Consider the following 24,244-nt stretch of genomic DNA (forward strand, 5'->3'; position numbering starts at 1 on the left):
TATAAAGGACTTATTTGACTTTACATTTTAGATTCTTCATATTTTCTCATCTTACGAAAAAACCGCCTCTGTTTTGGAAGGCGGCATCCATGTTTTCTTTTCAAATGTCATATCGTCAAGAGCAATTGAAACACTGCCATTCACTTTTGATTTTCCTATTCACTATTTGTGTTTCTCAAAAGGTGCATTAACCGTTAGAATAAAATTTATCTAGTGAGGTTACTACACCCGGCTTCTCTGCTCCCGGTATTCAGTAGCTTCAATGATATTATGTAGGAATGTCGAAATCTTATTGAAATGCCATAATAAATTTGCACTCCATCCAATGCATGAAAAATTGCTAGTTTACTAAGATTTTTTCAAGGCCTTTTTCTAAATATGTACGGAAATCTCCAAGAACAGATAGCAACTGCGCAATCACTTCGTTCGGAATGTAGTCATCAAACATTTCGGGATCCAATGTTTTCTCAACAATATTTACCAACTCCATAATAAACAATAAATCCTCACGATTCAAAGATGCCAGATACTCAAAAATCCTTGTTTTATATTCATCTATAGCTTCCAAACATTGCTCTCTTGTATCAGGTGGAATCACATGTTTTTCATTTTTCAAAATCTCCCAATAATAATCCCTCTCCTTTGATAGCCTCAAAACTTCATTAATGATATTCATTCTTTCTTCTGAAATCAACATCATCACTTTATTCCTCCTTTTTCAGCTTCAAAAGATGGTTGATTTTAATCATTGATATGGTTACTTCGATATTCTATTTTCACCTCCATTATATTCAATCAGTCCATCAATTATCATTATACTTAATTTTCTAAAAATTTCAATAAATAACTTATTATCCTATATAAGAGTAAAATTAAAAACCTACACCATATATGCTTTATAGCCATTGCTTAAAATATTCAACAAAAATAGTAGCACAAACCTTCACTTATGGTTTGTACTACTTTGATTGTTACAAAATTATTTTTCCACCAATTGTTTTCTTTGTTCAAATTCGAATAAACTTCCATAATTATAATATTCAATTTCTTCATCCAAACATGAACTATCAACAATATTAACCGTATCAAAAATAATTTGATGATTCATATTTTTTATCAATTCATTATCAAGTACTTTAAATTCATTATGATTCGTTAATACAAGCATTAAGTCTGATTCATAAAGTGCTTCTGAAAGGTTCTTACATACAAAATCAGCTTTAACATGCGGATCAAATGCGCAAACTTCGTAATTCCCTTGGTTTAACAACTCATGATAAATATCCATTGCGGGACTTTCTCGAATATCGTCAACATTACCTTTATAAGCTAGTCCTAATACTGAAATTTTCTTTCCATTTATCGTTTGCATTATTTTATTAACATTTTCAATCACATAGCCCGGCATCGAATTATTAATCTCTCGAGATAAATTAATTAGTTTTGCCGTTTCAGGTGCCTTTGAAACAATAAAATACGGATCAACCGCTAAACAATGTCCGCCAACTCCAGGACCAGGGCTATGCAAATTCACACGTGGATGCTTATTCGCCATTTGAATTACTTCTAATGCATTAATTCCAAGTTCATTTGAAATCTTCGCCAGTTCATTAGCCAACGCAATATTGACATCTCTAAATGTATTTTCCATCAACTTTGACATTTCTGCAGTTTTAGCGTCAGTTTTTATGATTTCTCCTTTAACAAAAGTACTGTATACTTTAGCACCAGCATCAGTACATTGAGGTGTAATTCCCCCAACAATTCGATTATTATGAACTAGTTCATGTAAGATTTGTCCTGGCAATACACGTTCCGGACAATGTACTAGGAAAATATCTTCTCCGATTGTAAAACCATTTTCTTCAACTAATGGTTTTACATAATCATCCATTGTTCTAGGCGCAATCGTCGATTCAACAATTACTACATTTCCTTTTTCTAAATAGGGGATAATTGATTTTACTGCACCTAATACATAAGTAAGATCACAAGATTTATAAGTGTCATCATTATTTGGTGTAGGAACAGCAATAATAAAAGCATCTGCCTTTTCAGGTTTTATACTTGCCCTAAAAGTGCCTTTTTCAATTACTTCATTTAATGCTTCTTGTAAGCCTGGTTCTTCTATATGGATTACACCCTGATTTAACCACTAGTGTCGCATAAATAGTTTCTGAAATTTCAGTTTTTATTTTTTCTACGAAATAGAAAAAATTGAAAATACCTAAACAAAGGTAGTAAACATCCATTTTTTTACTATAACTTGTGACTAGTGCAACAACAACAAATAAACCCTTATGGGACGCTTTTTCCCTCAATTTTTCGTAACCAAATGTGAGCGGATTTCCATAAAGAGGCCTTTAAATAGCGAGTAATTTGTATGTAGCTTCGATTGCTATTTGTGTTCAACTGTGCTAACACATTTAGACAATATACAATCATCGCTAGATACACTTGGTTGTGTACGGCTTGTTCACTATGTCCATAAAACTTTTTGATGTTCAAATGCTGTTTCATCCATTTGAAGAACAATTCAATAGCCCAGCGTGATTTATAGATTTCTGCGATTTCATCCGCACTCATGTCGAAACGATTCGTCAGTAGATGCAGTTCGTTTCCTTTTGTATCAACCAATTTCAGTAAACGGAACGCATTCTCAGAACGATTTTGTGTAGTGCCAATGACCACCATTTCATCAGACAAAACAGATGAATTTTCTGGTAGTGAAAAGGTCTCCAATACACGGACTACAGCGTTTTTCCGTAAACGGGAAACAAAGAAATAGCCATCATCCGTCATACGATCAAAGCGCTCGTAGTCTAAGTAGCCCCGGTCGAACACATACAGGCATTCTTGATCGTCGATGAATATCTCTAATTGCCCTCGATCATGTTCAATGGCGTTCGTCAATGTGGCTTTGTCTGGGTAAGAGTACCCTTTTTCCATGAAAACAAGGCGCAAGTGCAACTTGACACCTGATTTTGTTTTTCGAAACGTTGCCCACGGATAGTTGGCTAAAGGAAGTGGTAATGTACTCGAATCAACGATTTTGAGTGGTGTTGTCACTTTTCTTCGCTTTTGAAAATGAGTTTTCTCATGAATTTGGACCACTAAATCAAGAAAAATGGTTTGAAAGAAAACAGTAGGAATCGAATTGATGCGTCTTCCTAACTGTGAAAAGCTAATCGATTCTAATCCCGTTGCACGTTGTAATTCTTCGGAGAAAACAGCGTCGCTCAATGCTCGCAAACTCTCTGTTTCATGAAGTTGAGCATATAAAAGGAGTTTCACAAAAGAAGCCATATAAAGCTTCTTGGTATAGCGATTTAATTGATGTGTTTTCACCAATTCCTTAAATAAGGAAGAATTAATGGGTGAAAACCATTGTTCAAATGATGTTTTTCGTGTAAACTTATCCATACATGTGTTCCTTTATTTTGGATTTGGATAGGTTTACTACCACCAAACCATTATAAAGGATTTTTTTATGGAAAAGTTTACTAACAGAATATTCTGTATTATCAATCGAATTGTGTTATTTTAATGCGACGGTAGTGTGATTTAACAAATTAATAACTTCTTCTTTGTTTATGGCAAACTAAAAATGGCTCTTACGCAATTTTGGTGAAGGTCCATAATTTTACTTTTATAGTATAATAAAAGAAAAGGTGTGATGAATGATGAATCGTCAAATCCATTGGTCTTCACCGGATCCTTTCCTAGAAGTTCTGGATATTCAAGAAGAACCATCCTCCATTACCTTTATTGTTCGAAGCACTCATGAATCCTGCCCTTGTCCTCATTGCCAAGTGCCTTCCACACGTCCACACAGCCGATATACACGCATGATTCAAGATTTGCCGATTGCCGGAAAAGCTGTTTCCATCCTGCTTATCACAAGAAAATGGTTTTGCGACCAACCCAATTGCACCCAAAAAATTTTTACTGAACGGTATGATTGGATTTCCAAAAATGGACGCCGAACTTTACGGTCCGAAGAAGTATTACGTAAAATCGCGTTTTCCACCAGCTGCCTCAATGGCGAAAAAGTAGCGAAAGCCCTGTCCCTCCCTGTCAGCCATGACGTATTGCTCTCCCTTATTCGGAAAACGGAGATTCATCAAGAGGTGTCCCCCTTTTATCGGAATCGATGACTTTGCTTTTCGGAAAGGACACAGCTATGGCACGATCATTTGTGATCTGAGCACGCACAAGCCTGTTGCATTACTTCCGGAACGTTATCCGGAAACCATATCAGAATGGCTAAAAAATCATCAAAACATCCAAGTTGTCAGTCGTGATGGCTATCAGGCTTTTCGGAAAGGGATTCAGAACGCTTCGCAAAGTATTTTGCAAGTATATGACCGATGGCATTTTGTCCGGGCGGTAAAGAAGCAGATCGATGCTTGCCTCACCTCGATTCTTCCTTCCGTCATCACGTTGGAAAAAGAAGAAACGGACCAACAAACCTTTCCGCATGAAACCAAACTGCAAAGGAGACAAAAAGAAAGAGCCGAAAAGAAATGGATGATGATCAAAAGCATTCAACAGGAATACAAAAAAGGAAAGAAAAAAGCGGAGTTGGCCAGAGAATTTCATATGGATCCCCGAACCATTTCAAAATATCTCAACATAACCGAGATGCCGGTTCAAGTAAAAAGAAAGCGAAAACGGCAAACCGATGGTTTTGAGCAATACATTCAGCAACTCGAACAAGAGGGCAAGACCATCCGTGAAATTGATGAGCAACTTCGTAAATATGGATATACGGGGACACTTTCAGGTGTCCGCGTTGCAGTCGAAAGCATACGAAAAGAAAGAAAACGGCAGGGGATTAAGGAATCTTCCGTTCGAATTTCCAGACGGCAAATGATTTCATATGTTTGGAAACGAAAATCTAGACTTTTAGAAAAGGAACTGCAACTTCTTGAACAATCCTTTAAGATGTACCCATCCCTTCATTCTTTCCACCAAATGGTTCAAACATTTAGAGAAGCATTTGATGAACGGAACTATCCGGCATTTTTCAAATGGTTGGAAAAACAATTGTCTTCTCCAAACAATCATTTATATGATTGTTGTAAACGTCAACCCCAAATGAACAATTTTTGCTCATTTCGGATGAACACTTTTTGCTAAGAAAAAATTGTTTCTTGATGTTTTAATCGGTAACTTTCGTTGTTCATATGAATCACTTCAACTCGATGTAACAGACGGTCAAGTATTGCAGTCATCATCCCTGGATTATCTACGAGTTCTATCCATTGTTCTGGGCTTCGATTGGATGTTAAAATTAACGAACTTCGTTCATATAATTGATGAATAAGCTGGAAGAACAATGTGCCTTCTCGTTGATCCATTGCCATATACATGACATCATCAATTATCACAAGATCTGATGCACGCAGTCTCTTTAACTTAGTTTTTGACTTATTGACATATTCTTCTGTTTTTAATAGCTGAATTAATTCCCCCATGGTCACAAAATACACTTGAAAGCCTTTTTGAATCGCTTCAATTCCAAGGCCAACGGATAATAAAGTTTTTCCTGCTCCAGGTGGTCCAAGTAATATTAAGTTGTATGCTTGTTCTAACCATTGAAATTCACGTAATTGCCTTAATTGCCGCTCTGTAATGGCTGTTTGCTCATCTATATTAAACATACTTAAAGGTTTATAGAACGGGAAACGAGCCCAATTCATTCGTCTTTCAATACTTTTCTCCTCACGTCTTTTTAGTTCATACGTAGTTATCTGTTCTAAGAACTCTAAATATGTCCAAGATGATTTCTCTGCTTTCCGAAGGAGCTCTGGGAGCTCCTCCGCTGTTTCGGATAATCTCAATTGTTTAAAGGCTTGTTGAATTTCTGGAACACTTTTATTCATTTGTTTTTCCTCCCATTCTTTGAATGTATGTATTGAAATCCCTTGTTTCTACAGCTATCGAAGAAACAAGTTTAGTAGAATTGACCTGTATTTCAAGAATGGGATTAGATTCTTGTAGCTTTAAGTAATTTACGACATCTTGAAAAGCATTTGCACTATACAGTTTTTCACGGATACATTTCTCTAACGCCATTGGAATCCAATGAGGATCATTTTCGGCAACCCTTTGTAAAATGAGTAATTGATCACGGCGATAGCGCTTATATCTCTGGCAGATTTCATCAATATATTGTCTCGATGCTTCTCCAGTAGGAAATAAATGAAGCACTCTTTGTTTAAGCATATCAAGCGATTCTGTATGATCTCGTGCATGATTCGTATTTTTAATTAGCTTTCCTTTTTCTAAACTTATCGTGTGCTTGGCAAGTATTTCACCAGTTGTAGGTTCTATGATGATTAATTTTTCATTATTGATTTGCAGATTCACTGTAGGGCATTTCGTATATGTGCCGATAGGTACTGAATAGCGATTCGATTGGTAACGAATCGTGTTGTCCTTATTCACATTCCTTGTTATAATTTCAATAGGGTTGCTTTCTGTTAAAGAAAGCGGTGAGGAGATCTTTCGTAAGTGTTTCTTTTCCAGTTGATACACTTCGTAAGGTCTCTTTTTTATTGTTTGATGCACTTTATAGTTCCCAGTACGTTCTAGCCAATTCCAGGCTTTTTCATTCCAATCTCCGATTGTTGAGAAGATACGATGTGCTGCGAAATTATACTTGATATATTTCACAACGTTCTCAATTTTTCCTTTCGATTGGGGATCTGCTTTTCGACATAGGTAAATCTGAAATTTACGTTCGTTCACATATGCCTGAAATTTCTTTGTTAAGATAAGATCTCCAGCATTTTCGCTTACCGCAATAAGATTGTCTTGATCATAAACAATTTCTTCAGTCATTCCCCCAAAATATCTAAAGGCATTTTCGTGACAACGAATGGTGTCTTTGGTTGTAAAGGGGCGGTCTTGCCATTCCATATACTTTTGTCGAGAGTGAGATAATACAAAGGCAATAAAATAAAGTTTGATGTCCTTATTATCTATTGTTTTCTGAATGGTTTGTCCCCAGTCTACTTGCATTTGTTTTCCTGGTGGTAATTCATCAACAGCTTCATGTTCTCGGGGTTCATCCGTTTTTTCAATTTGATAAATTTCTCTCATCTCTTTGACATACCGACGAACTGTACTTTCTCCAACTTGTAAGTCAGGAAACTTTTCTTGAAGCCAGTCCAAAATTTGTGCTCCACTCATGCTTGGATTTTCTTGTAACCATGTCACAATCCAATCCCGATAGGGATCTAACTTTTTCTTTCGCTCAATCGTGCCAAACTCCTCCACCGCTTCTTCAAATGTCATATTTAAATACTTATAAACTGTATTACGTGAGATTTTCAATTTCCTTGCGATTTGTGAAATTCGCAATCTTTTAGTACGTAATTGATGGATTTCAATATATAACACAAGCTTCTCCTCCACTAGTACAACCTCCAATAAACTTAATAAACTAGTTTATTAGAAGTGTATTTGATAGTGAAAAAGTGTTCAATCCAAATGAGCGGAATCTGTTGATTTTATTTTATCGTTTACAATTGTGCACTTCGACTCCGTAGGGATTTACAGTCGATTAAGCTGGCATTTAGTACTTCCTACAGTAACGGAGTTGTGGAAGGCCATGTTCACCGATTGAAGCTGATGAAACGAATCATGTATGGCCGGGCAAAGCTGTTTTTGGCAAGTAGAAAATGTATGAAATGGCAATTAAAAATGCATACATACACTTGCCAAATTCCATGGTTAACGTTGAGAGATTGAGTCTTTGTATCGGTGACTTTCACCATTGAAGATGATTAAATGAGAATGATGAATCAGCCGATCAATGACGGCCTCTGTTAAAATGGGATCGCCAAAGACATTATTCCATTGGCTAAAAGGTAAATTGGTTGTCACAATGATGCTTTTGGTTTCATAACACATGGAAATAACTTGAAATAATAACTCTGCCCCCTGTTTATGCAATGGAATATAGCCCAATTCATCAAGAATCAAGAGATCCAACTTTTCGATTTGATTGAGAAATTTACCAAGGTCACCTTTTTCATTGGCCTCCAATAAAGCATTGACAATGGAGGCGGCCGTATAGAACTTCACTCTTTTTCCTTGTTTTTTCATCAAATTGAGGGCGATGAGAGTGGAAAGGAATGTTTTACCGGTTCCCACTCCGCCATAGAAGATAAGGTTTTCCTGATTTTTCGTAAACTCACCTTCTAAAATATAATCTTTTGTGATGCCTGGGGCTAGTTGAATCTCCCGCCAATCATAAGGTTTATTTGGAATTTTCGGCAATGTCGCCTGTTTTAGTAGTAAATTTATCCTTCTCTCATCTCGATGCTGCACTTCTCGTTCAAACAGCTTCAGTAAAAATTCCTCCTTTGTTTCCGCATGGATGGTATGGTAATTGGCTGGAATCCAGCTTAATTTTAGTCTTTTGGCATATTCCTTAATCATTTGTTCCATGATGCCACATCTCCTTGGGATTCGAATAGGCGGTCATAATGCCTTACTCCTCGGATGGCTTCCGGCATATCTGGAACGTGTTTTTTCGGTTGAATTGGCTCTCGTATACCTCTTCCATTGATTAATTGATAAAATACCTGTTTAATCGATTCTACTTTCGGATGACCATACTGGGAGGCAATCCTCAAAGCCTGTGTCGAAACTTCGAAATCATGTTCTTTTAGTAAAACAGCTAGTAGTTGTAATGCTTCCTTCTTTTCTTGAACGGTACAATTGGAAAAATAATTTTTCCATTCTTCCGGCATCTTTTCATAGAAATCCGTATATTTTAATGCATTTGGCCTTTTGGCCATTAACGTAAGATATGGTTGCCATTTCATTGATTTTTGTTTTGTGCCATATAAACGCTCGTGCTTGATAATCAGCTCATGCTCTTCTGTTAAAATGGCAATCTCATGATAAGAGATCTTTGCCAAAACCTTTTGTTTGGCAAAACGGGGAGACGTGGAATATAAATTGTTTTCTAAATGGATGAAACCGTACTTATCAGCCGTGACCTGCTCATATCGGACACATTCAAATTCTTTGGCTGGCAATTGAAGAAATAACGCTTGTTCTTCTTCAAATAATTCAGCGATGAGTCGCTCCTTCTCATAATGCGGACGATTCCAGTCCTTCTCACATTTCTCCCATAAAGATTCATTAAAACTTTCTAGTTGATAGATTGTTTGTTCAGGTAAAAAGAAATTGTTTCGAATATATTTCACCTTTGATTCGACATTCCCTTTTTCATTTCCGCTGGCTGGGTTGCAGAACTCGCATTCAAAGCCATAATGTAAAACGAATCGTTGAAATGTCTCTGTCAATTCTCTTTCTCCGTTTGGCAAGATCGTTTTTACGGCAGGGGAGAGATTATCAAAACGAATGACCCTTGGAACCCTTCCCATATAGTGAAAGATTCGTTTTAATCCTTCCAAGAAACATTCTTGATTTTGAGCTGGCATGACTTGCACATAGGCCGCATTACTGTAAGGGAATGAAACGACCAGGTAAGGAAAATCGACGTATTTCCCCTGATAGAGAAAAGGAGCTTCTCCAAAATCAACTTGAGCCGTTGCAGGTTTCGATTCTAAAGGTAACGCAGCTGGTTCACTTTGTTCGAGCAGTTCTTGTTTTCTTTTTGATACATAGAGCCGAACAGAACGATCTGAACCTGTAAATCCATATTCTTCTTTTAAGATTTCATACATTCGTTTCGCAGTTCTTCGATATTTTTTCTTCTTTGTCAAGTCCTCTTTAATCCATTGATCCAATATCGGTTTCACTGGATCCATCACTTTCGCTTTTCTCGTTTGTTTAACTTTTGAGGGATTGAAGTCTTCCATTTCCGCATACTTCTTCACTGTTCTTGGATCACGATTCATTCTTTTGGCAATATCGGAATAGGAACATCCTTTTTGGTTTGCTTCATATCTGATATAATGAATTTCAGCCACTGCTAACATCTCCTTGAATACCTCCCGTTGAACTGTTTTGTCCAACTAGGAGGGTAGTGTATTTGGGGAATGTTGGCAAGTGGTTTTTTGTTTTATAGGACCTGCATAAATTAATTGCCAAACGTTACATTTTTAGTTTGCCATAAACAGGCAAAGCTGGATTTACTTGAAAAACGAGTGTTATATCATTTATAAAATGTTTTTTTAAAAAATTATAAAGAGATGAAGGACTGTACATATATGGTTTCACCAAAAGAACGTAAGAGCCATTTTCTACTTGCCAAAAACAACTTGACGGTTACATACGTTCGACATTGCATCAAAACCAAAGACTTTGAGCTCTTGAAGAAAACATTGGCGAATAAACAGAACAGCGTTTCCAGCTATATGAAAACCGCCATCAAGACAATCAACAAATACATAAATTACGTGGAGAATACGTTGAAATATGATTATAACAACGGCATTTTAGAAGGGATTAATAACAAAATCAAAGTGATTAAACGCATTTCTTTCGGTTATCGATCCTTCTATCACTTTAGAAACTGAATATTCATTACCCAAAACTTAGCGAAAATAAAAACAGCTTAGGGGAACCTCGAATTTCCCCTAAGCCATCCGATTACATATTACCAAATAATGTCACTAGAATTTATTCACCAACACCATTTGACAAAGAACCATTTTCTTTGTCTCAAACGATAAGTAACTCGTCAAAATAGCCCTTAATCCAAAATATAGGATTAAAGGGCTATCTATTCTACATTAAAAAAATGGATCTTTCTTTATATTCAAGTATTAAATTCCTGCTAAATAAATTTAAATACCTTTACTTTAAATTCTTTCTTTACAACAACATAACCAATGATATTTGTAAAACTTATAGTAAACATAGTTGATATAGCTGCACCATTCATGCCAAATTTCGGTATAAGTAATAAATTTAATATTACACTCAAAATTAACGAGATTATATTAGAATAAAGCTGAAACTTTGGTTTTCCAGTCATAGACATTAATGTCCATACCGCACCTACTGCCACATTTACAAATTGACCAATACACATATAAATTAAAGCCATCTGACCATTTATAAAATCCTTACCAAAAATACTTAAAATAAATTCACTTAACAATATTATCATCATTGTTATCATTAAGGATAAAATAAATAGAACACGTGTCGTTTTGGTATAGAGCTGTCTTATTTTTTCTATTTCACCATTATGATAATAATTTGCAACCCTAGGTGCAAATACAGAGATAAAAATTACTAATATAACACTAATTAAACCTGATATTTGAACAACTATTTGATATATCCCAACTTCAGTTTTCGTACCAAGAGAGCCTAACATTAGTATATCTATTCTTCCCATTAATAAAGATACCATATTTGACAAAAGTAGAGGGAAAGAATATGTAAGTAAACCTACATCTAAAATTAATTTCTCAAACTTATATTTATTTTGAATAAAGTAAATTATATTAGAGAAAATAAAAGAAATATATGTTGCTATGATTATAGAATAAATGTTTTGTCCAAGAATATAAAATAGCAACACAACAAATCCTATTCTTATTACCATGCTTAAAAAGCCATTTATTTTATAAAATTCTTTAAATTTCCCATCACTTCTATATAAACTAAAAAATAAATATTCAACCGAATATAGCCAAACTATAGGTAGCATTAATTTAAGAATTTTATTGTCTGTTAATAACCATACTACTACTATTAGCAATATTGAAATAACAAAATTCGCCAAAAAACTAAAAGATACATGCTTGTATTTATTTTTAGGTAAAGAATAAATTAACCCATTATCAAGACCAAACTTCGCAGCTATTGATAGAATTGTAATAATTGTAAAAGCATACGTATATTCACCAAAAATCTCGGCTCCAAATAATCTTGTACAAACTAATGAGAATAATAAGGTAAAAATTGAATAAGCACCTTTACCAACAATTGAGTCTAAAATTTTTTTTAAAAACACATTTTTTATTAACTTCTCTCTCCATAAAGAACTCAATATATCTCGCCCGTCCTCAAAATGACTTATTAGAATTTAATAAGTGATGATTTTAAAAATTGCAATGATTTTTCTTTTTCAGTTTCAATTATTTTTTTAGCATTATTAAAATCTATATCAGTAAGATTAAAATTTTCCAAATCCTTATAACTTTCTATCAATCTGTTTTCTAATCCAACTTTATAAAGTAGATCAACCATTCTTTGTCCAACACTTCTATGTGGAATTGTTATAAAGTTTTTTTCAAATAAAATCGAAAAAACAGTGCCATGAAAGGAATTAGTCACAACAAATTTTGCCTTTTCGAATAACCCTAAAAATTCATCAGGTCCTGCTGATTGAATATAATTTATACCTTTTTTTAAAAAAATAGGATTAAACCCAATTTCGTAAATTTTCAGATTGTTCTGATTTGCAATTCTATTAGCTATTTTATATATATCTTTGTTTTCTTGTAACTTATATATTAGTAAATATGGTTCCTCTATTAATGCCTCTTTTTTTACAGACATATAATCTTCTTTATTAAGTAAAAGGGTAGGATCTAAAGTTTGTTGAACATCTATACCTCCTTTATTACTTATAAACTCCGCTAATTGCGATTCTCGAGTTGATATATAATCCAGTTTTGATACAAGTTTTAAAAATTCCTTTTCAACACCACTTATTGTATGTAAACTACCACAACTTGCTGCATAGGATATTTTTGTACTTTTATTATTAAAATTACAAAAATACACTGGATCTAATCCACCAGTAATATTCGGATTCCATACTTGATCACTTCCAGAAATATAAGCATCATAATTTAAATTTTCTATTTCATTTAGTGAAAAATATTTTTCTTCAGTTAAATTTAAATATTTTTTTTTAAAATCATTAAACTGTTTAAACTTTTTTTCCCATTGTTTGTTTGTCATAAGATGTCTAGTTTTTATATAAACAGTTTTTAATACTCTATGTTTTGCTCCTTTATACAAATTTACTTCTCTTTTTAACTTATTCGATTTCATAATAGATTCATTTTGATAATCTATTATTCGTACATTAAATCCTTCCTTTTTTAATGTTTCTTGTAAGGCGAAAGCCTGTAACACCCCACCGTAATTTATAGCATTATGAAATGTTAATATTCCAATTTTCATCGACTTCTTCCTTTCATTTATATCTGTAGTAACCTAAATTAGCTAAAGGAGCTATAAAAATCAAATATAATAAAAAGAAGTTATAATCATACAAAGGATTACCAGTAACCCCATAAAAAATAAAAACCAACTGTACAAAAGCAGAAGTATATAAAAATGATTTTATACTGTCGTTTTCTGCGTTATAATTCTTTTTACTTAATAATAATGTCAAAATTAATGTTAATACTATTGCACCCATATATAGTACAAAACCAAATAAACCCAATTCCGCAAGTAGCTGTAAGTATATATTATGTACATCTACTGATGTTTTATAGATTGGATTATCAACAAATGCATTAATTCCCCAACCGAAAATTGGTCTCTCATAAAATAAGGATAAAGCAGTCATATATAATCCTAATCTTCCACTTGTAATATCTTTTTGGCTAGTTATACCAAAAAAATCAATTATGATTTCAATATTGCTTATTATCATTGAACAAATTATTAATGACATTATTGTAATAATAATCAATTTTTTCGAAAAAGTTTTAAAATTAAAGAATAATAAGTAGACAATAATAACTCCTAGAATATCGGCTAAAATAATTCCCCTCTTCTCAGTCAAAACTAATGCATAAATAAAACTAAAAATAAAAAATAAACTATAAATATTCTTTTTTCTTTGAAATAAAAGTATCCCAAGACCTATTGATATTAAAAAGGCATTTGTACCAGTTTGACCACTAATACCTGAATAAACACCAATTCTTTCAAAGTATATAGTTGCACTCTGTGCTCCTTGTGTCATTAAAGGGAATAGAAATTTATTGTAAATTTCGGGTAAAAATTTAGAAATTAAAGTTGTAATAACTATTATTGAAGATAAAAACAAGTTAACTTTCATTAACAATTTTAAATTTATATCCAGAATGGAGTAAGTAACAAAAATTAAAATTGAAACTAAATATATTAATATAAAAACAAGTGAATTAGAAAAACTCGTTGTATAAAATAACGAAAAGCAAACGGGGAAAATAGTTAATAACCAAGACAACTGATAATATCTTAGTTTTGCTATATAACCATTATATAAAATCATTATTAGAGAAATAATAAAAGTGAAAGGTAAAATAAATACTTTCATTTGTTGCAGTGGTGCTAAAACAACAAAATATAATGTTATTAGTAAGAGAATAAAAGTAAGATTATATATTTTTTTTAAGTAGATATTTTGGGTGCTTATTTTCATTCGCCTCTACTTTCGAACAATCATAATATTAATATTTCATCTTTAAATATTTTTTTAAATAATATAATAACTTGGTAAAATAATATATTATATATTTATTTTTAGTTTGCAAAAAAGACTTTAAAACGGTATATTTAAAACCACTTCTTTTAGATTTATTTAATTTTTCATTATATTCATTTGATGTTATAATTCCCTCAATATAATCGATCTTTTCCCTTCTACTTAACACACAATCATCATGAAAAAGATTTAAAAATCCCGCATATACATTTTTAATATACAAGTAATAGGCTCTTGCAAGTATATCATTGTTTTTTGTACGTAGTTCAAAATATTCAACAACATAATTATGAACATAATTTAACATTTCAAATTTGTTTTGATAGTATCTTTTTGTAACGGATTCAACATTATAGTTATTATAATGATAGAAACATTTATCTGTTACATAAATTGATTCTGCAAAGCAAAGAACTTTTACATTAAACAATAAATCTTCTTGCAAATGTATTCCAACTGGCATCATTATTTCATTTCCAATAATTAATTTTTTTCTAATTAATTTACATGTTGGACCATTTATTTTTTCATTTTCAAATAAATCAATGATACCATTTGCAATACTTTTATTACCTTTAATATACCTAGGTTTAAGTCTAAATACTTTAGATTCAATTAGTTTTTTATTTTTATCATAAAAATTTTTATATAAACCACACATTACAATATCAGGATTTTTTTCTTTAGCAATCTTTACTAACTCTTCAAGCATATTCTCTTCAATACAGTCATCTGCATCTACAAACATTATATAATCACCAGTAGCTTTTATTAATCCATAATTTCTTGCTGCAGATGAACCTGCATTTTCTTGAGATAGTACCAAAATTCTACTATCTTCTCTTTGGTATCTATAACAAATCTGTAAACTATTATCTTTAGATCCATCATCAATTAATATAAGTTGGAAATTTTTGTATGTCTGTGAAAGAATAGATTGAATAGTTTTATCTAAAAATGGTTCTGCATTATAAACAGGAATAATAATTGAAATAAACAACTGCTTTCTCCCACCAATCAAGGAAACTACAAACTACTTAAAAAAGGAAATTTATATTATTGATTTTTTATATATAACTTCCAAAGCACATAAAGAATTTTTTATCCCGTATTTTTCAACAATATTTAAACAATTCTTCGACATGTTCTCTCTTAGTTTTTCGTCTTTATAAAGTCTATCTATACTTTTTGCGAAACATTTTACATCAGATGGTTTACAATTAAACCCTGTAACACCATTAATAGAATAATCAATAATTCCATGAACATTTGAAGTGATAATAGGTAACCCAGAAGCCATTGCTTCGAGTGCTGCCATACCAAGTCCCTCACGGAATGAAGGAAAAGCAAAAACATCTGCAGATTTACAAATATCCGCAATATCACTTCGAAAACCTAATAATTTAACTTGGTTCATAACACCTAAATCTTTTGATAATTTTTTTAAATAATCTAACCTATTTCCCTTTCCACATACCACATAATAGATTTTTGGATTATTTAAAATTGCTAAAGCCTTTATAATAGTTTCATGATTCTTGTTCTCGTTGAGTTCTCCTACTGAAAGTACAACAAAGCTATCTTCGGGTAAACCTAATTTTGATCTTATTGATAATTTATCAATTTTATTCTCTTTGAACTTAGAAATATCAAGTCCTACTCCTGGTATATATTCAACACTATTAGCTTTTAATTTTTTTCGTGCTCTTTCAAAATCCTCATTGTTTATCGTTATAATCACATCCGTATATTTAGACAAATATCTCTCTATTGGATAATAAATTAACCAATTTTTAGTTGGAGCACCTTTATAAAAATGAAAACCATGCGCAGTATAAAATACTTTAACATTTTCCAGATTTTTACAAGCTAACCTTACACATGCTGAAGCAACCGGGGTATGGGTGTGTATAAGATCATATTTTTTATCTTGTATTAATTTTTTTAATTTTTTAAAAGCTTTTATATTATCCTTCTGTAATGGGGATCGTTGGAATTCAATATTATAAACTTTACATCCTAAATCCATCAATTCTCTATTTATATCCCTTTTTACATTACAAGCTATGTCAACTTGATGGCCTTGATTAATTAGCATTTTTATATGGGGAATTAAAAATGCATTTATTGTATTAGATATAGTAGTCACATATAATATTTTCATTTTTAATTCTCCAATCATTAAATTTAATTAATATTAAATAATTAACTTACTCAACTTTCGCAGTCCAAAATCTTGTTTAAATGCTTGATGTAAATGGGTTTTGGAAGTACAAAATTATCATTTGACATTTTTTAAAACATAAAGAAAGACACCTATTCTTTTGGTAAAATATTGGTGACGAAACCAAATCCAAAAGAAAGGTGTCACCACTATGATAACGAATAAAGACTACTTTGCGCAATTACCAAAAGAAATTAAACAAGGATTTTCCGAATTAAATATTGGATATCATATAAGAAAAGCGAATATTACGAAACTTTCCGGGTATTCTTGTCTTACTGTTTTCAAACTGATTTTTCTTTTAGTCTTCCAATATAAGAACTGGTTTCGTGCTTTTATGAGTAAACGATCTCAGGATCTGCCCGGAAAGGATACAGTCTATCGCTTTTTAAATACACCAACCTATCATTGGAGAAAGTTTCTGCTTTCATTAAGCAGTGAAATGATCCGTCTGCTTCAACCATTAACTTCAAAAGATCGTGTCACAGCTTTTGTGATTGATGATTCTGTCTTTTCACGAAACCGTAGTAAGTCGGTTGAACTGTTGGCTAAGGTTTTTGATCACTCTACGCATCAGTACTTGAAAGGGTTTCAAATGCTTACCCTTGGCTGGACCGATAGTTTTACTTTTATTCCTATTGATTTTGCTCTTCTAAGTTCACCGAAAAAGGAAAATCGCCTGCAAGAAATCAATACCAATATTGATAAACGAACATCTGGCTATAAGCGTCGCCAGGAAGCTCTGAAATCAAAACCGGACGTGGCTTCAGCTTTACTTGATCATGCGCTTGAAAAAGGGATTATAGCTGACTATGTTCTCATGGATTCCTGGTTTACACAAGCGCCTTTAATTGAGAAGATTACGAACAAAGGGTTATTTGTCATTGGCATGGTGAAGCAATTAAAGCAGCGATACGTTTACAATGGTGAACGTTTCACACTGAATCAACTTTACAAATTGGCAAAAACGCACATGGGTAAAAAAGACATTCTCGGATCCGTTTATGCTACTTTAGACAATGGAATTCCAGTAAAAATTCTATTTGTACGAAACCGTAATAAACGGAGCGAATGGCTTGCTATTCTCAGCACAGATACAACATTAGAAAATGAAGAGATCATTCGTATTTACGGCATGCGTTGGGACATTGAAGTCTTCTTCAAATGCAATAAATCCTTTTTAAATTTAGGGAAAGAATTCCAGGGTCGTTCATACGACATGTTAATTAGCCATACAACCATTGTTTTTACACGATATATTCTCATTGCCTGGCAAATGCGAAAAGAGGAGGATCCTAAGACGATTGGCAACCTTTTTTACATCCTTTGCGAAGATGTAAAAGACATAGATTTTATTACTGCCCTTCAATCGCTTATTGACCTTTTCCAAACTTTGGCGGAATCCAAGGTTTCTTTAAACATGGACATCTTTAAAAATCAAATGAATAAATGGTTGGTTACTATACCTAATTATATCAAGCAATGCTTAAATATTACTGTGTGCGAAAGTTGAGTAACTTATTTTAATATTTTTAATTCATTATATTTAATCATATAAATTTCTTTGTCATATTTTCCAATAACATTTTCATTTGCAACATCTACAATATTATTAACTATCATCCTTGGTACATTTACCCCACACTCATAAGCATGAGGATATCCCCCACCAAATCGGGGATTTACTTCAGAAACATAATATTGATCGTTTACTTTAAAAATGTCGATATCAATTATTCCTATAAATCCTGCTTTTTGAACAAATTTTATAATCAACTCAAATAATGAAGGATCTTTTACAGAAACAGACTTATCTGTCTCCCCTGCACGCATTTTAATTTTTTGCTTCGCAAAGATGGCAACAGGTTCATGAGTTATCATATCAATATAAACATCTGCTCCATATTCCGTACCATTCATATATTCTTGAATCATTAAATTATCGAAACGGTTAAACAATACTTCAATTTCATCTTTTGTTGAACAGATATTTATATTGATACTTGCACTGCCTTTGACCGGTTTCACAAATACAGGATAACTAATAATGCCTGCTTCAACATCTTGATAAAACTTTTCTTTATCTATATAACTCTTTGGGGTATTAAATCCATTTGCAACTAAAAATTGATACATTTTATATTTATCAAAACACATTTCAACAACTTCAAAATCAGAAATAATTGGGATAATTCCATTTTGCAAAAATATTTCCTTGTTTTCTGCTAGTAAACTGAGTTCGGGATCAATTAAGGATAACACGGCTTTTACATTATTATTCTTGCAAATATCAAGAATTGTATCTAGATACCCTTCTTCATTTATCCTTGGAACAATATAATATTTATCCGCATCATATAAGGCAGGAGCCAGTTCACTGCAGTCAGTGGCAATCACTTTCCCCTTGCCTTCAAGTTCTTTCTTAAAATATTGAATTATTTTGTTTCTAGAACCACAACTTAAAATTAAGATATTTATATCATTTGACATTTTTCAGATCCTCCAAAGCATCAAAAAACAAAGGTGTTCCTCCGGTATGAATGAACAATATATTTTTCCCTTGTATATTGTTTTCTTTAATATATTCTTTCATGCCCCAAAAAGCTTTGCCTGTATAAGTGGTATCCAGCGGAATACCTTCATTTTTCAAAACTTCCAGTATTGTAATCAATATATCTTCATGATAAGATGCGTATCCATCAAGAACGAAATCGTCAATAAATGTAATTTCTTCAGAAGATACTGGCATCATATTTATACTTTCTAAATAATTATTCACACTATCCAAAACAACTTGGCTGCCATATGGATTTTTTCGTGCATTGCTTATTCCAATTATTTTCCTATTTTCATCGCCATTGATTAATTTTCCGCATATAAGACCAGCTTGTGTTGTTCCAGTACCTGATGTATGAAAAATGTAATCAAAATCAATATTATTTTCTTTTTCACTCTTCTTAATTTCGTTGTATACATTTACATACGCCTGGGTACCAATATTACCATGGCCTCCACCCTGAATAAAATATGGATCATAACCTTCAGATTTTAATTGCTCAATTTTTCCATCAATTGTGTCGCGAACTTCTTTGACATCACAAAATGTTATGGAAGCGCCAAATATATCGATTAATTTACTATTTGCAGTTTCTTTAATATTTTGAGTGGGAGAAATAATATGGCAAGGTATTCCATAAGATGCTGCCATATTGGCTATTACACGGCAGTGATTAGAACTGCTACTTCCGTAAGTAACTATACAATCTTTATTTTTTTGCTTCAAATCTTCAAAAAATAGTATGGCCTTTCTCGCTTTGTTTCCTCCGAATGAAACCGGAAATAAATCATCTCTTTTTATATAAATGTCATTATTATTTATTTTTAAATTTAATTTTTGAATTGGCGTTTTATAATCATTAATTCTCATAATCAAATCACTCATTTAAGTATTCTTCTACATCCAGGCCATAGACATATCTGTCTATTTTTTTCCCTTTATAAAAAAGATCATTTTTTAAAAGGCCTTCTCTTTCAAATCCAACTTTTTCAAACAACTTTTGAGCCGCAATATTTTCAACTTCTGTATAAAGGTAAATTTTTATTAAACCAAATTCTTCGTAACTTTTCTTTATTAATAAATCAGTAGCTTTTTTTGCTATTCCTTTTCCTTTATACGAATCTTCACCTATGCAAATGTAATATTCCGCTTTTTTATTATTATGATCAATGTTTAATAATCCGATTAATCCAACCGGTTCATTATCATAAGTAATTGTAAAATCGGCTCTATCATTTCTATCTTTTATTTTGTTATACCATTCTAATGTTTTATCCTCTCTTAATGGTAAATCATAATGAAGATATTTATTGTTTCTTTCATCATTTATCCACTTTACTTTGTATGGAATATCTTCTTCTTTAAATTTCCTTATTGAAATCACCATATATCCACCACTTTTTATTTTTGTGCATTATCTTGTAAATAAATACTTTCAGGCTTAACGACCTTTAAGAAAGTTTTAAATAAAATTGAGAAATCAAATAAGATATTAAATTTTTCTATATATTCAACATCATATCGAATTCTTTCATCCCATGATACCGAATTTCTTACTTTTACTTGAGCTAAACCCGTCATCCCCGGTTTCATTAAAAATCTCTTACGTTGGAACTCGTTATAATCTTCATATTTGTATGGATGGTAAGGTACTGGCGGTCTTGGACCAACAAGACTCATTTGGCCAAGTAATACATTAATTAATTGTGGTAACTCATCTAAACTGGTTGCGCGAAGAAATTTTCCTATTTTTGTTATTCTGTTATCATTTTCAGACTTAAGAAATAAACCTGAACCTATTTTCTCCGCATTCACAACCATCGTTCTAAACTTGATAATTTTAAACACCTTTCCGTTTTTACCTAATCGTTCTTGTTTAAAGAAGACAGGACCTTTTGATGTAGCTTTAATTAAAATTGCTATTATGATCAGGATAGGTGATAAAATAATTAATCCTAATAGACTTCCAAAAAAATCAATTAATCTCTTGATAATCAAATTTATTTTTCTCATAAAAAATCACCATAAGCTTTTAATAACTTCAACAACTTTTGATAACTGTTCATCCGTCATCTTCGTATCAGACGGCAGGCAAACACCGTTTTCAAATAATTTCGCTGCGACATCCGTTCCAAGATGGATATAATCATATTTTTCATAGAACGGTTGCAAATGCATCGGTTTCCATACAGGTCTTGATTCAATGTTTTCTTTTTCCAACGCTTCAATGACATCCATTGGTCGGATGTCTCCTGTCAGTTGGATGACACTAAGCCAATAGTTCGGTTCATTCCATTCATTAACTGGCATGAACTCAATCCCTTCTAATTCGCCTAGTTCTCTCTTATAAAAATCAAAAATATATTTCTTTTTTGCTACTCTGTCGTCTAATACTTTCAATTGGCCTCTACCAATCCCTGCAAGTACATTGCTCATGCGATAGTTATAACCTAATTCGCTATGTTGATAGTGTCTTGCCTGATCGCGGGATTGGGTGGACCAGAATCGCGCTTTCTCAATTTTATCCACATGATTGGAAACAAGCATTCCGCCACCGGATGTGGTAATGATTTTATTGCCATTGAACGAAAAGATTCCGTAATCGCCAAAAGTACCTGTATGTTTCCCTTTATAATATGCGCCCAAAGACTCGGCAGCATCTTCAATAATTGGTACATTATGTCTATGACAAATCTCTAAAATTTTATCCATATCTGCCGATAATCCATATAGGTGGACTACAATGACGGCCTTCACATTTGGATATTTTTCAAAGGCCTTTTCCAAAGCTTCCGGCGACATATTCCAAGTTTCCGGGTCACTATCGATGAAAACTGGAATCGCATGTTGGTAGATGATAGGATTCGCAGTTGCTGCAAAGGTGAGAGATTGACAGAATACAATATCTCCTTCACCCACTCCAGCCGCCTTTAATGCAAGATGCATCGCGGCGGTTCCGGATGAAAGCGCTAGCGCAGCTTTTGAGCCCACTTTTTCCGCAAGTTCCTTTTCAAATTGATTGACATTCTCTCCTAATGGAGCAATCCAATTGGTCTCAAAAGCTTCTTTTACATACTGCATTTCGTACCCTTCATCGCTCATATGGGGTGAAGAGAGATAAATTCTTTCTGTCATGATACATAGCTTCCTTTCCTACAATTAAATAATGGATAATTGAGTCGGTGTATAGTGGATTTCATCTTGTTCCTGAACAAGATCCCATTTTTTATTTGCCACATCAATGGTGATCCGTTTGATTTCGTCAGGATCTTTCAACGTTTTCAATTGCCCCAACAGCATCATCAACTGATGATGTTCCATGCAGTGGGCTTTGCCGACATGGATTTTCGGAAAGATGGAGGCTTCCTGGATTTCTTCCGGATTGAGCAACTCTTCATACATTTTTTCACCCGGACGGATGCCGGTAAATTCAATTTTGATTTCATCTTCCGTGAATCCGGACAAGTGGATGAGATTTCGCGCCAAGTCCACAATTTTGACCGGTTCACCCATATCCAATACGAACACTTCTCCGCCTTTTGCCAGCGCGCCGGCCTGGAGTACAAGCCGCGATGCTTCCGGAATGGTCATGAAGTATCTTGTCATGTCCGGATGTGTCACCGTGACCGGTCCACCTTTGGCAATTTGCGCCTTGAACCGAGGCACGACACTGCCTCTGGAACCTAGTACATTCCCGAAACGTACCGCTGCAAAATTGGTGTTGCTCCGTTTTGCCAAGTCCTGGACCACCATTTCAGCGATGCGTTTCGACGCTCCCATCACGTTTGTCGGGTTGACGGCTTTATCCGTCGAAATCATGACAAAGTTTTTCACGCCAAATTCATGGGCGGCATCCGCCACATTTTTCGTACCAAAAATATTGTTTTCAACCGCTTCTGTTGGATTGTATTCCATCAACGGCACATGTTTATGGGCCGCCGCATGGTATATCACATCCGGTTTATATTGTTTGACGATTTCAAAGATCCGTCTGCGATCCCGGATATCCGCAATCACCGGGATTAATTCGGTTTGGCTGTTTCCATGTTTTTCTTTCAATTCCATCAAGATGGTGTAGATGGAGTTCTCCCCATGGCCCAACAATATCAATTTTTTCGGATTGAAATTCATCACTTGCCGGCAAATTTCAGAACCGATGGAGCCCCCAGCGCCTGTAATCAGGATAGTTTTATTCGTCAATTTTTTCGAAATGGCATTCATGTCGAGTTTGACTTCATCCCGTCCAAGCAAATCCTCAATGTTCACTTCTTTCATATCACTGACGGACACTTTCCCCGTCATGACATCTTCAATATTCGGCATGATTTTGACCTTGGCTTTGGTTTGCGCGCAACGATCATAGATGCTTTTGATGCCAAAACGTCCTAATGATGGAATGGCGATAAAAATTTCCTCGATATTGTATTTTTTAACAATTTCGGGTATATCGCGGGTTGTGCCCTTCACTGTGACGTCCAGGATTTTTAAATGTTGTTTTTTCGGATCGTCATCCACAATCGCAACTGGCCGATATTCCGGATTCGGTGCCCGTTTCAAGTTGCGGATGAGCATCGCGCCGCCTTGTCCTGCCCCCACAATCAAAACCCGTTTCAAGTTGTCCACTCTTCGGAAGGATTCCCGGTCATTGAGCATTCGGACAATAAAACGGGATCCGCCAATCAAAATGATATGCAACATCCATGTGACCATCATCACACGGAAATAAACATCATGATTGATGATGTATTGCATGAAGCTGGCGGTCATTACAGAAATGGTCACCGCAACGCAAATGATGAGGAGTTCCCGGACCGAAGCCACACTCCACATCCGGTCGTATAAATGGAAAAAGTAAGCCGCAATGTGATGACTAATCAAAAGCGTTATCGCACTGAGTAAGATTAATTTGTTGTCATAGACATTCAGTGTCGGATGCAGCAGCCAATAGCTGATAAAGATTGCTGATAGGACAATGCATGAATCGATGGTAAAAAATAGGAGATAACGCTTTTGATAGCTCATA

20 protein-coding genes and 3 pseudogenes are annotated in these 24,244 nt (G+C 33.7%); 5 read left to right on the forward strand and 18 right to left on the reverse strand.

Annotation, left to right across the window (positions count from 1 at the left end; translation table 11 throughout):
• Positions 1-340 precede the first annotated feature (340 nt).
• The 3 genes and pseudogenes from NSS77_RS02485 to NSS77_RS02495 form a co-directional block, all read right to left on the reverse strand.
• Positions 341-703 carry a hypothetical protein gene (locus tag NSS77_RS02485; RefSeq protein WP_342470242.1) on the reverse strand — a complete coding sequence of 121 codons (363 nt, stop codon included), beginning with the start codon at positions 701-703 and terminating at the stop codon, positions 341-343.
• A 276-nt stretch (positions 704-979) separates the two neighbouring features.
• Positions 980-2,152: pseudogene (locus tag NSS77_RS02490) on the reverse strand (nucleotide sugar dehydrogenase); the annotation flags it as partial.
• 146 nt (positions 2,153-2,298) lie between these two features.
• Positions 2,299-3,423, reverse strand: coding sequence for an IS4 family transposase (locus NSS77_RS02495; protein WP_342468459.1), 1,125 nt, complete (start codon positions 3,421-3,423; stop codon positions 2,299-2,301).
• 257 nt (positions 3,424-3,680) lie between these two features.
• Between NSS77_RS02495 and NSS77_RS02500 the strand changes: the two genes are divergently transcribed.
• Both NSS77_RS02500 and NSS77_RS02505 read left to right on the forward strand, forming a co-directional pair.
• On the forward strand, positions 3,681-4,157 hold the full coding sequence (locus NSS77_RS02500; RefSeq protein ID WP_340714495.1) for a transposase family protein: 477 nt from the start codon (positions 3,681-3,683) through the stop codon (positions 4,155-4,157).
• Complete coding sequence (locus tag NSS77_RS02505; protein WP_342470243.1) at positions 4,084-5,142, forward strand: transposase; 1,059 nt, start codon at positions 4,084-4,086, stop codon at positions 5,140-5,142. Before NSS77_RS02500 ends, NSS77_RS02505 begins: the two co-directional genes overlap by 74 nt.
• On the opposite strand, the gene istB (NSS77_RS02510) is transcribed toward NSS77_RS02505, so the two are convergent.
• Together istB (NSS77_RS02510) and istA (NSS77_RS02515) are read right to left on the reverse strand one after the other, a co-directional pair.
• Positions 5,139-5,888, reverse strand: a complete 750-nt coding sequence (gene istB, locus NSS77_RS02510) for an IS21-like element helper ATPase IstB (RefSeq protein ID WP_342470244.1) — start codon at positions 5,886-5,888, stop codon at positions 5,139-5,141. The genes NSS77_RS02505 and istB (NSS77_RS02510) overlap by 4 nt on opposite strands.
• Positions 5,881-7,410, reverse strand: coding sequence for an IS21 family transposase (gene istA, locus NSS77_RS02515; protein WP_342470245.1), 1,530 nt, complete (start codon positions 7,408-7,410; stop codon positions 5,881-5,883). The genes istB (NSS77_RS02510) and istA (NSS77_RS02515) overlap by 8 nt, the downstream gene beginning before the upstream one ends.
• Positions 7,411-7,569: 159 nt before the next feature.
• Here istA (NSS77_RS02515) and NSS77_RS02520 point away from each other — a divergent pair.
• A pseudogene (locus NSS77_RS02520) lies at positions 7,570-7,761 on the forward strand (hypothetical protein); the annotation flags it as partial.
• Here NSS77_RS02520 and istB (NSS77_RS02525) read toward each other — a convergent pair.
• Positions 7,744-8,463 (reverse strand): IS21-like element helper ATPase IstB, encoded by a 720-nt coding sequence (istB, locus tag NSS77_RS02525; protein ID WP_342470246.1) that lies wholly within the window; start codon positions 8,461-8,463, stop codon positions 7,744-7,746. The pseudogene NSS77_RS02520 and the gene istB (NSS77_RS02525) sit on opposite strands and share 18 nt — an antisense overlap.
• Entirely contained in the window at positions 8,451-9,968 is a 1,518-nt protein-coding gene (gene istA / locus NSS77_RS02530) for an IS21 family transposase (protein WP_013401401.1), read from the reverse strand. Before istA (NSS77_RS02530) ends, istB (NSS77_RS02525) begins: the two co-directional genes overlap by 13 nt.
• Positions 9,969-10,199: 231 nt before the next feature.
• Here istA (NSS77_RS02530) and NSS77_RS02535 point away from each other — a divergent pair.
• A pseudogene (locus NSS77_RS02535) lies at positions 10,200-10,502 on the forward strand (transposase); the annotation flags it as partial.
• Between the two features lie 266 nt (positions 10,503-10,768).
• Here the strand turns inward: NSS77_RS02535 and NSS77_RS02540 are convergent.
• From NSS77_RS02540 to NSS77_RS02560, 5 genes are read right to left on the reverse strand one after another with little or no spacing between them, the layout of a single operon-like run.
• The gene (locus NSS77_RS02540) at positions 10,769-11,995 is read right to left on the reverse strand and encodes a flippase (protein ID WP_342470247.1); all 1,227 of its coding nucleotides are present in this window, start codon (positions 11,993-11,995) and stop codon (positions 10,769-10,771) included.
• Between the two features lie 29 nt (positions 11,996-12,024).
• Entirely contained in the window at positions 12,025-13,140 is a 1,116-nt protein-coding gene (locus NSS77_RS02545) for a polysaccharide pyruvyl transferase family protein (protein WP_342470248.1), read from the reverse strand.
• 13 nt (positions 13,141-13,153) lie between these two features.
• Positions 13,154-14,377, reverse strand: coding sequence for an O-antigen ligase family protein (locus NSS77_RS02550; protein WP_342470249.1), 1,224 nt, complete (start codon positions 14,375-14,377; stop codon positions 13,154-13,156).
• A 28-nt stretch (positions 14,378-14,405) separates the two neighbouring features.
• The gene (locus tag NSS77_RS02555) at positions 14,406-15,440 is read right to left on the reverse strand and encodes a glycosyltransferase family 2 protein (protein ID WP_342470250.1); all 1,035 of its coding nucleotides are present in this window, start codon (positions 15,438-15,440) and stop codon (positions 14,406-14,408) included.
• Positions 15,441-15,491: 51 nt separating this feature from the next.
• Positions 15,492-16,604: a glycosyltransferase family 4 protein gene (locus NSS77_RS02560; RefSeq protein ID WP_342470251.1), complete on the reverse strand. Its 1,113-nt coding sequence runs from the start codon at positions 16,602-16,604 to the stop codon at positions 15,492-15,494.
• A 211-nt stretch (positions 16,605-16,815) separates the two neighbouring features.
• On the opposite strand from NSS77_RS02560, the gene NSS77_RS02565 reads away from it, so the two are divergent.
• Complete coding sequence (locus tag NSS77_RS02565; RefSeq protein ID WP_342468410.1) at positions 16,816-18,177, forward strand: transposase; 1,362 nt, start codon at positions 16,816-16,818, stop codon at positions 18,175-18,177.
• Between the two features lie 5 nt (positions 18,178-18,182).
• Here NSS77_RS02565 and NSS77_RS02570 read toward each other — a convergent pair whose 3' ends face one another.
• From NSS77_RS02570 to NSS77_RS02595, 6 genes are read right to left on the reverse strand one after another with little or no spacing between them, the layout of a single operon-like run.
• Entirely contained in the window at positions 18,183-19,154 is a 972-nt protein-coding gene (locus NSS77_RS02570) for an ATP-grasp domain-containing protein (protein ID WP_342470252.1), read from the reverse strand.
• Positions 19,144-20,106 (reverse strand): pyridoxal-phosphate dependent enzyme, encoded by a 963-nt coding sequence (locus NSS77_RS02575; protein ID WP_342470253.1) that lies wholly within the window; start codon positions 20,104-20,106, stop codon positions 19,144-19,146. The genes NSS77_RS02570 and NSS77_RS02575 overlap by 11 nt, the downstream gene beginning before the upstream one ends.
• The gene (locus NSS77_RS02580) at positions 20,099-20,608 is read right to left on the reverse strand and encodes a GNAT family protein (protein ID WP_342470254.1); all 510 of its coding nucleotides are present in this window, start codon (positions 20,606-20,608) and stop codon (positions 20,099-20,101) included. Before NSS77_RS02580 ends, NSS77_RS02575 begins: the two co-directional genes overlap by 8 nt.
• Positions 20,609-20,622: 14 nt before the next feature.
• Positions 20,623-21,234, reverse strand: a complete 612-nt coding sequence (locus NSS77_RS02585) for a sugar transferase (RefSeq protein WP_342470255.1) — start codon at positions 21,232-21,234, stop codon at positions 20,623-20,625.
• 6 nt (positions 21,235-21,240) lie between these two features.
• Positions 21,241-22,356, reverse strand: a complete 1,116-nt coding sequence (locus NSS77_RS02590; protein WP_342470256.1) for an aminotransferase class I/II-fold pyridoxal phosphate-dependent enzyme — start codon at positions 22,354-22,356, stop codon at positions 21,241-21,243.
• 24 nt (positions 22,357-22,380) lie between these two features.
• Positions 22,381-24,243, reverse strand: coding sequence for a nucleoside-diphosphate sugar epimerase/dehydratase (locus NSS77_RS02595; RefSeq protein ID WP_342470257.1), 1,863 nt, complete (start codon positions 24,241-24,243; stop codon positions 22,381-22,383).
• Between the last annotated feature and the right edge of the window lies 1 nt (position 24,244).

Origin of the sequence: Ureibacillus sp. FSL K6-3587 (genome assembly GCF_038593165.1) — a bacterium.
In the GTDB taxonomy this organism is placed as follows: Bacteria; Bacillota; Bacilli; order Bacillales_A; family Planococcaceae; genus Ureibacillus; species Ureibacillus suwonensis.

What these genes read in the sequence shown, in the direction of transcription:
- NSS77_RS02545 (WP_342470248.1), bottom strand. Translation starts at nt 13,140, where the DNA reads ATGAAAATTGGAATATTAACATTTCATAATGCTATAAATTACGGTGGG.
- NSS77_RS02560 (WP_342470251.1), bottom strand. Translation starts at nt 16,604, where the DNA reads ATGAAAATATTATATGTGACTACTATATCTAATACAATAAATGCATTT.
- istB (WP_342470246.1), bottom strand. Translation starts at nt 8,463, where the DNA reads ATGGAACAAATGATTAAGGAATATGCCAAAAGACTAAAATTAAGCTGG.
- NSS77_RS02550 (WP_342470249.1), bottom strand. Translation starts at nt 14,377, where the DNA reads ATGAAAATAAGCACCCAAAATATCTACTTAAAAAAAATATATAATCTT.
- NSS77_RS02565 (WP_342468410.1), top strand. Translation starts at nt 16,816, where the DNA reads ATGATAACGAATAAAGACTACTTTGCGCAATTACCAAAAGAAATTAAA.
- NSS77_RS02595 (WP_342470257.1), bottom strand. Translation starts at nt 24,243, where the DNA reads ATGAGCTATCAAAAGCGTTATCTCCTATTTTTTACCATCGATTCATGC.
- istA (WP_013401401.1), bottom strand. Translation starts at nt 9,968, where the DNA reads ATGTTAGCAGTGGCTGAAATTCATTATATCAGATATGAAGCAAACCAA.
- NSS77_RS02575 (WP_342470253.1), bottom strand. Translation starts at nt 20,106, where the DNA reads ATGAGTGATTTGATTATGAGAATTAATGATTATAAAACGCCAATTCAA.
- NSS77_RS02570 (WP_342470252.1), bottom strand. Translation starts at nt 19,154, where the DNA reads ATGTCAAATGATATAAATATCTTAATTTTAAGTTGTGGTTCTAGAAAC.
- NSS77_RS02500 (WP_340714495.1), top strand. Translation starts at nt 3,681, where the DNA reads ATGATGAATCGTCAAATCCATTGGTCTTCACCGGATCCTTTCCTAGAA.
- NSS77_RS02505 (WP_342470243.1), top strand. Translation starts at nt 4,084, where the DNA reads ATGACGTATTGCTCTCCCTTATTCGGAAAACGGAGATTCATCAAGAGG.
- NSS77_RS02495 (WP_342468459.1), bottom strand. Translation starts at nt 3,423, where the DNA reads ATGGATAAGTTTACACGAAAAACATCATTTGAACAATGGTTTTCACCC.
- NSS77_RS02590 (WP_342470256.1), bottom strand. Translation starts at nt 22,356, where the DNA reads ATGACAGAAAGAATTTATCTCTCTTCACCCCATATGAGCGATGAAGGG.
- NSS77_RS02585 (WP_342470255.1), bottom strand. Translation starts at nt 21,234, where the DNA reads ATGAGAAAAATAAATTTGATTATCAAGAGATTAATTGATTTTTTTGGA.
- NSS77_RS02580 (WP_342470254.1), bottom strand. Translation starts at nt 20,608, where the DNA reads ATGGTGATTTCAATAAGGAAATTTAAAGAAGAAGATATTCCATACAAA.
- istB (WP_342470244.1), bottom strand. Translation starts at nt 5,888, where the DNA reads ATGAATAAAAGTGTTCCAGAAATTCAACAAGCCTTTAAACAATTGAGA.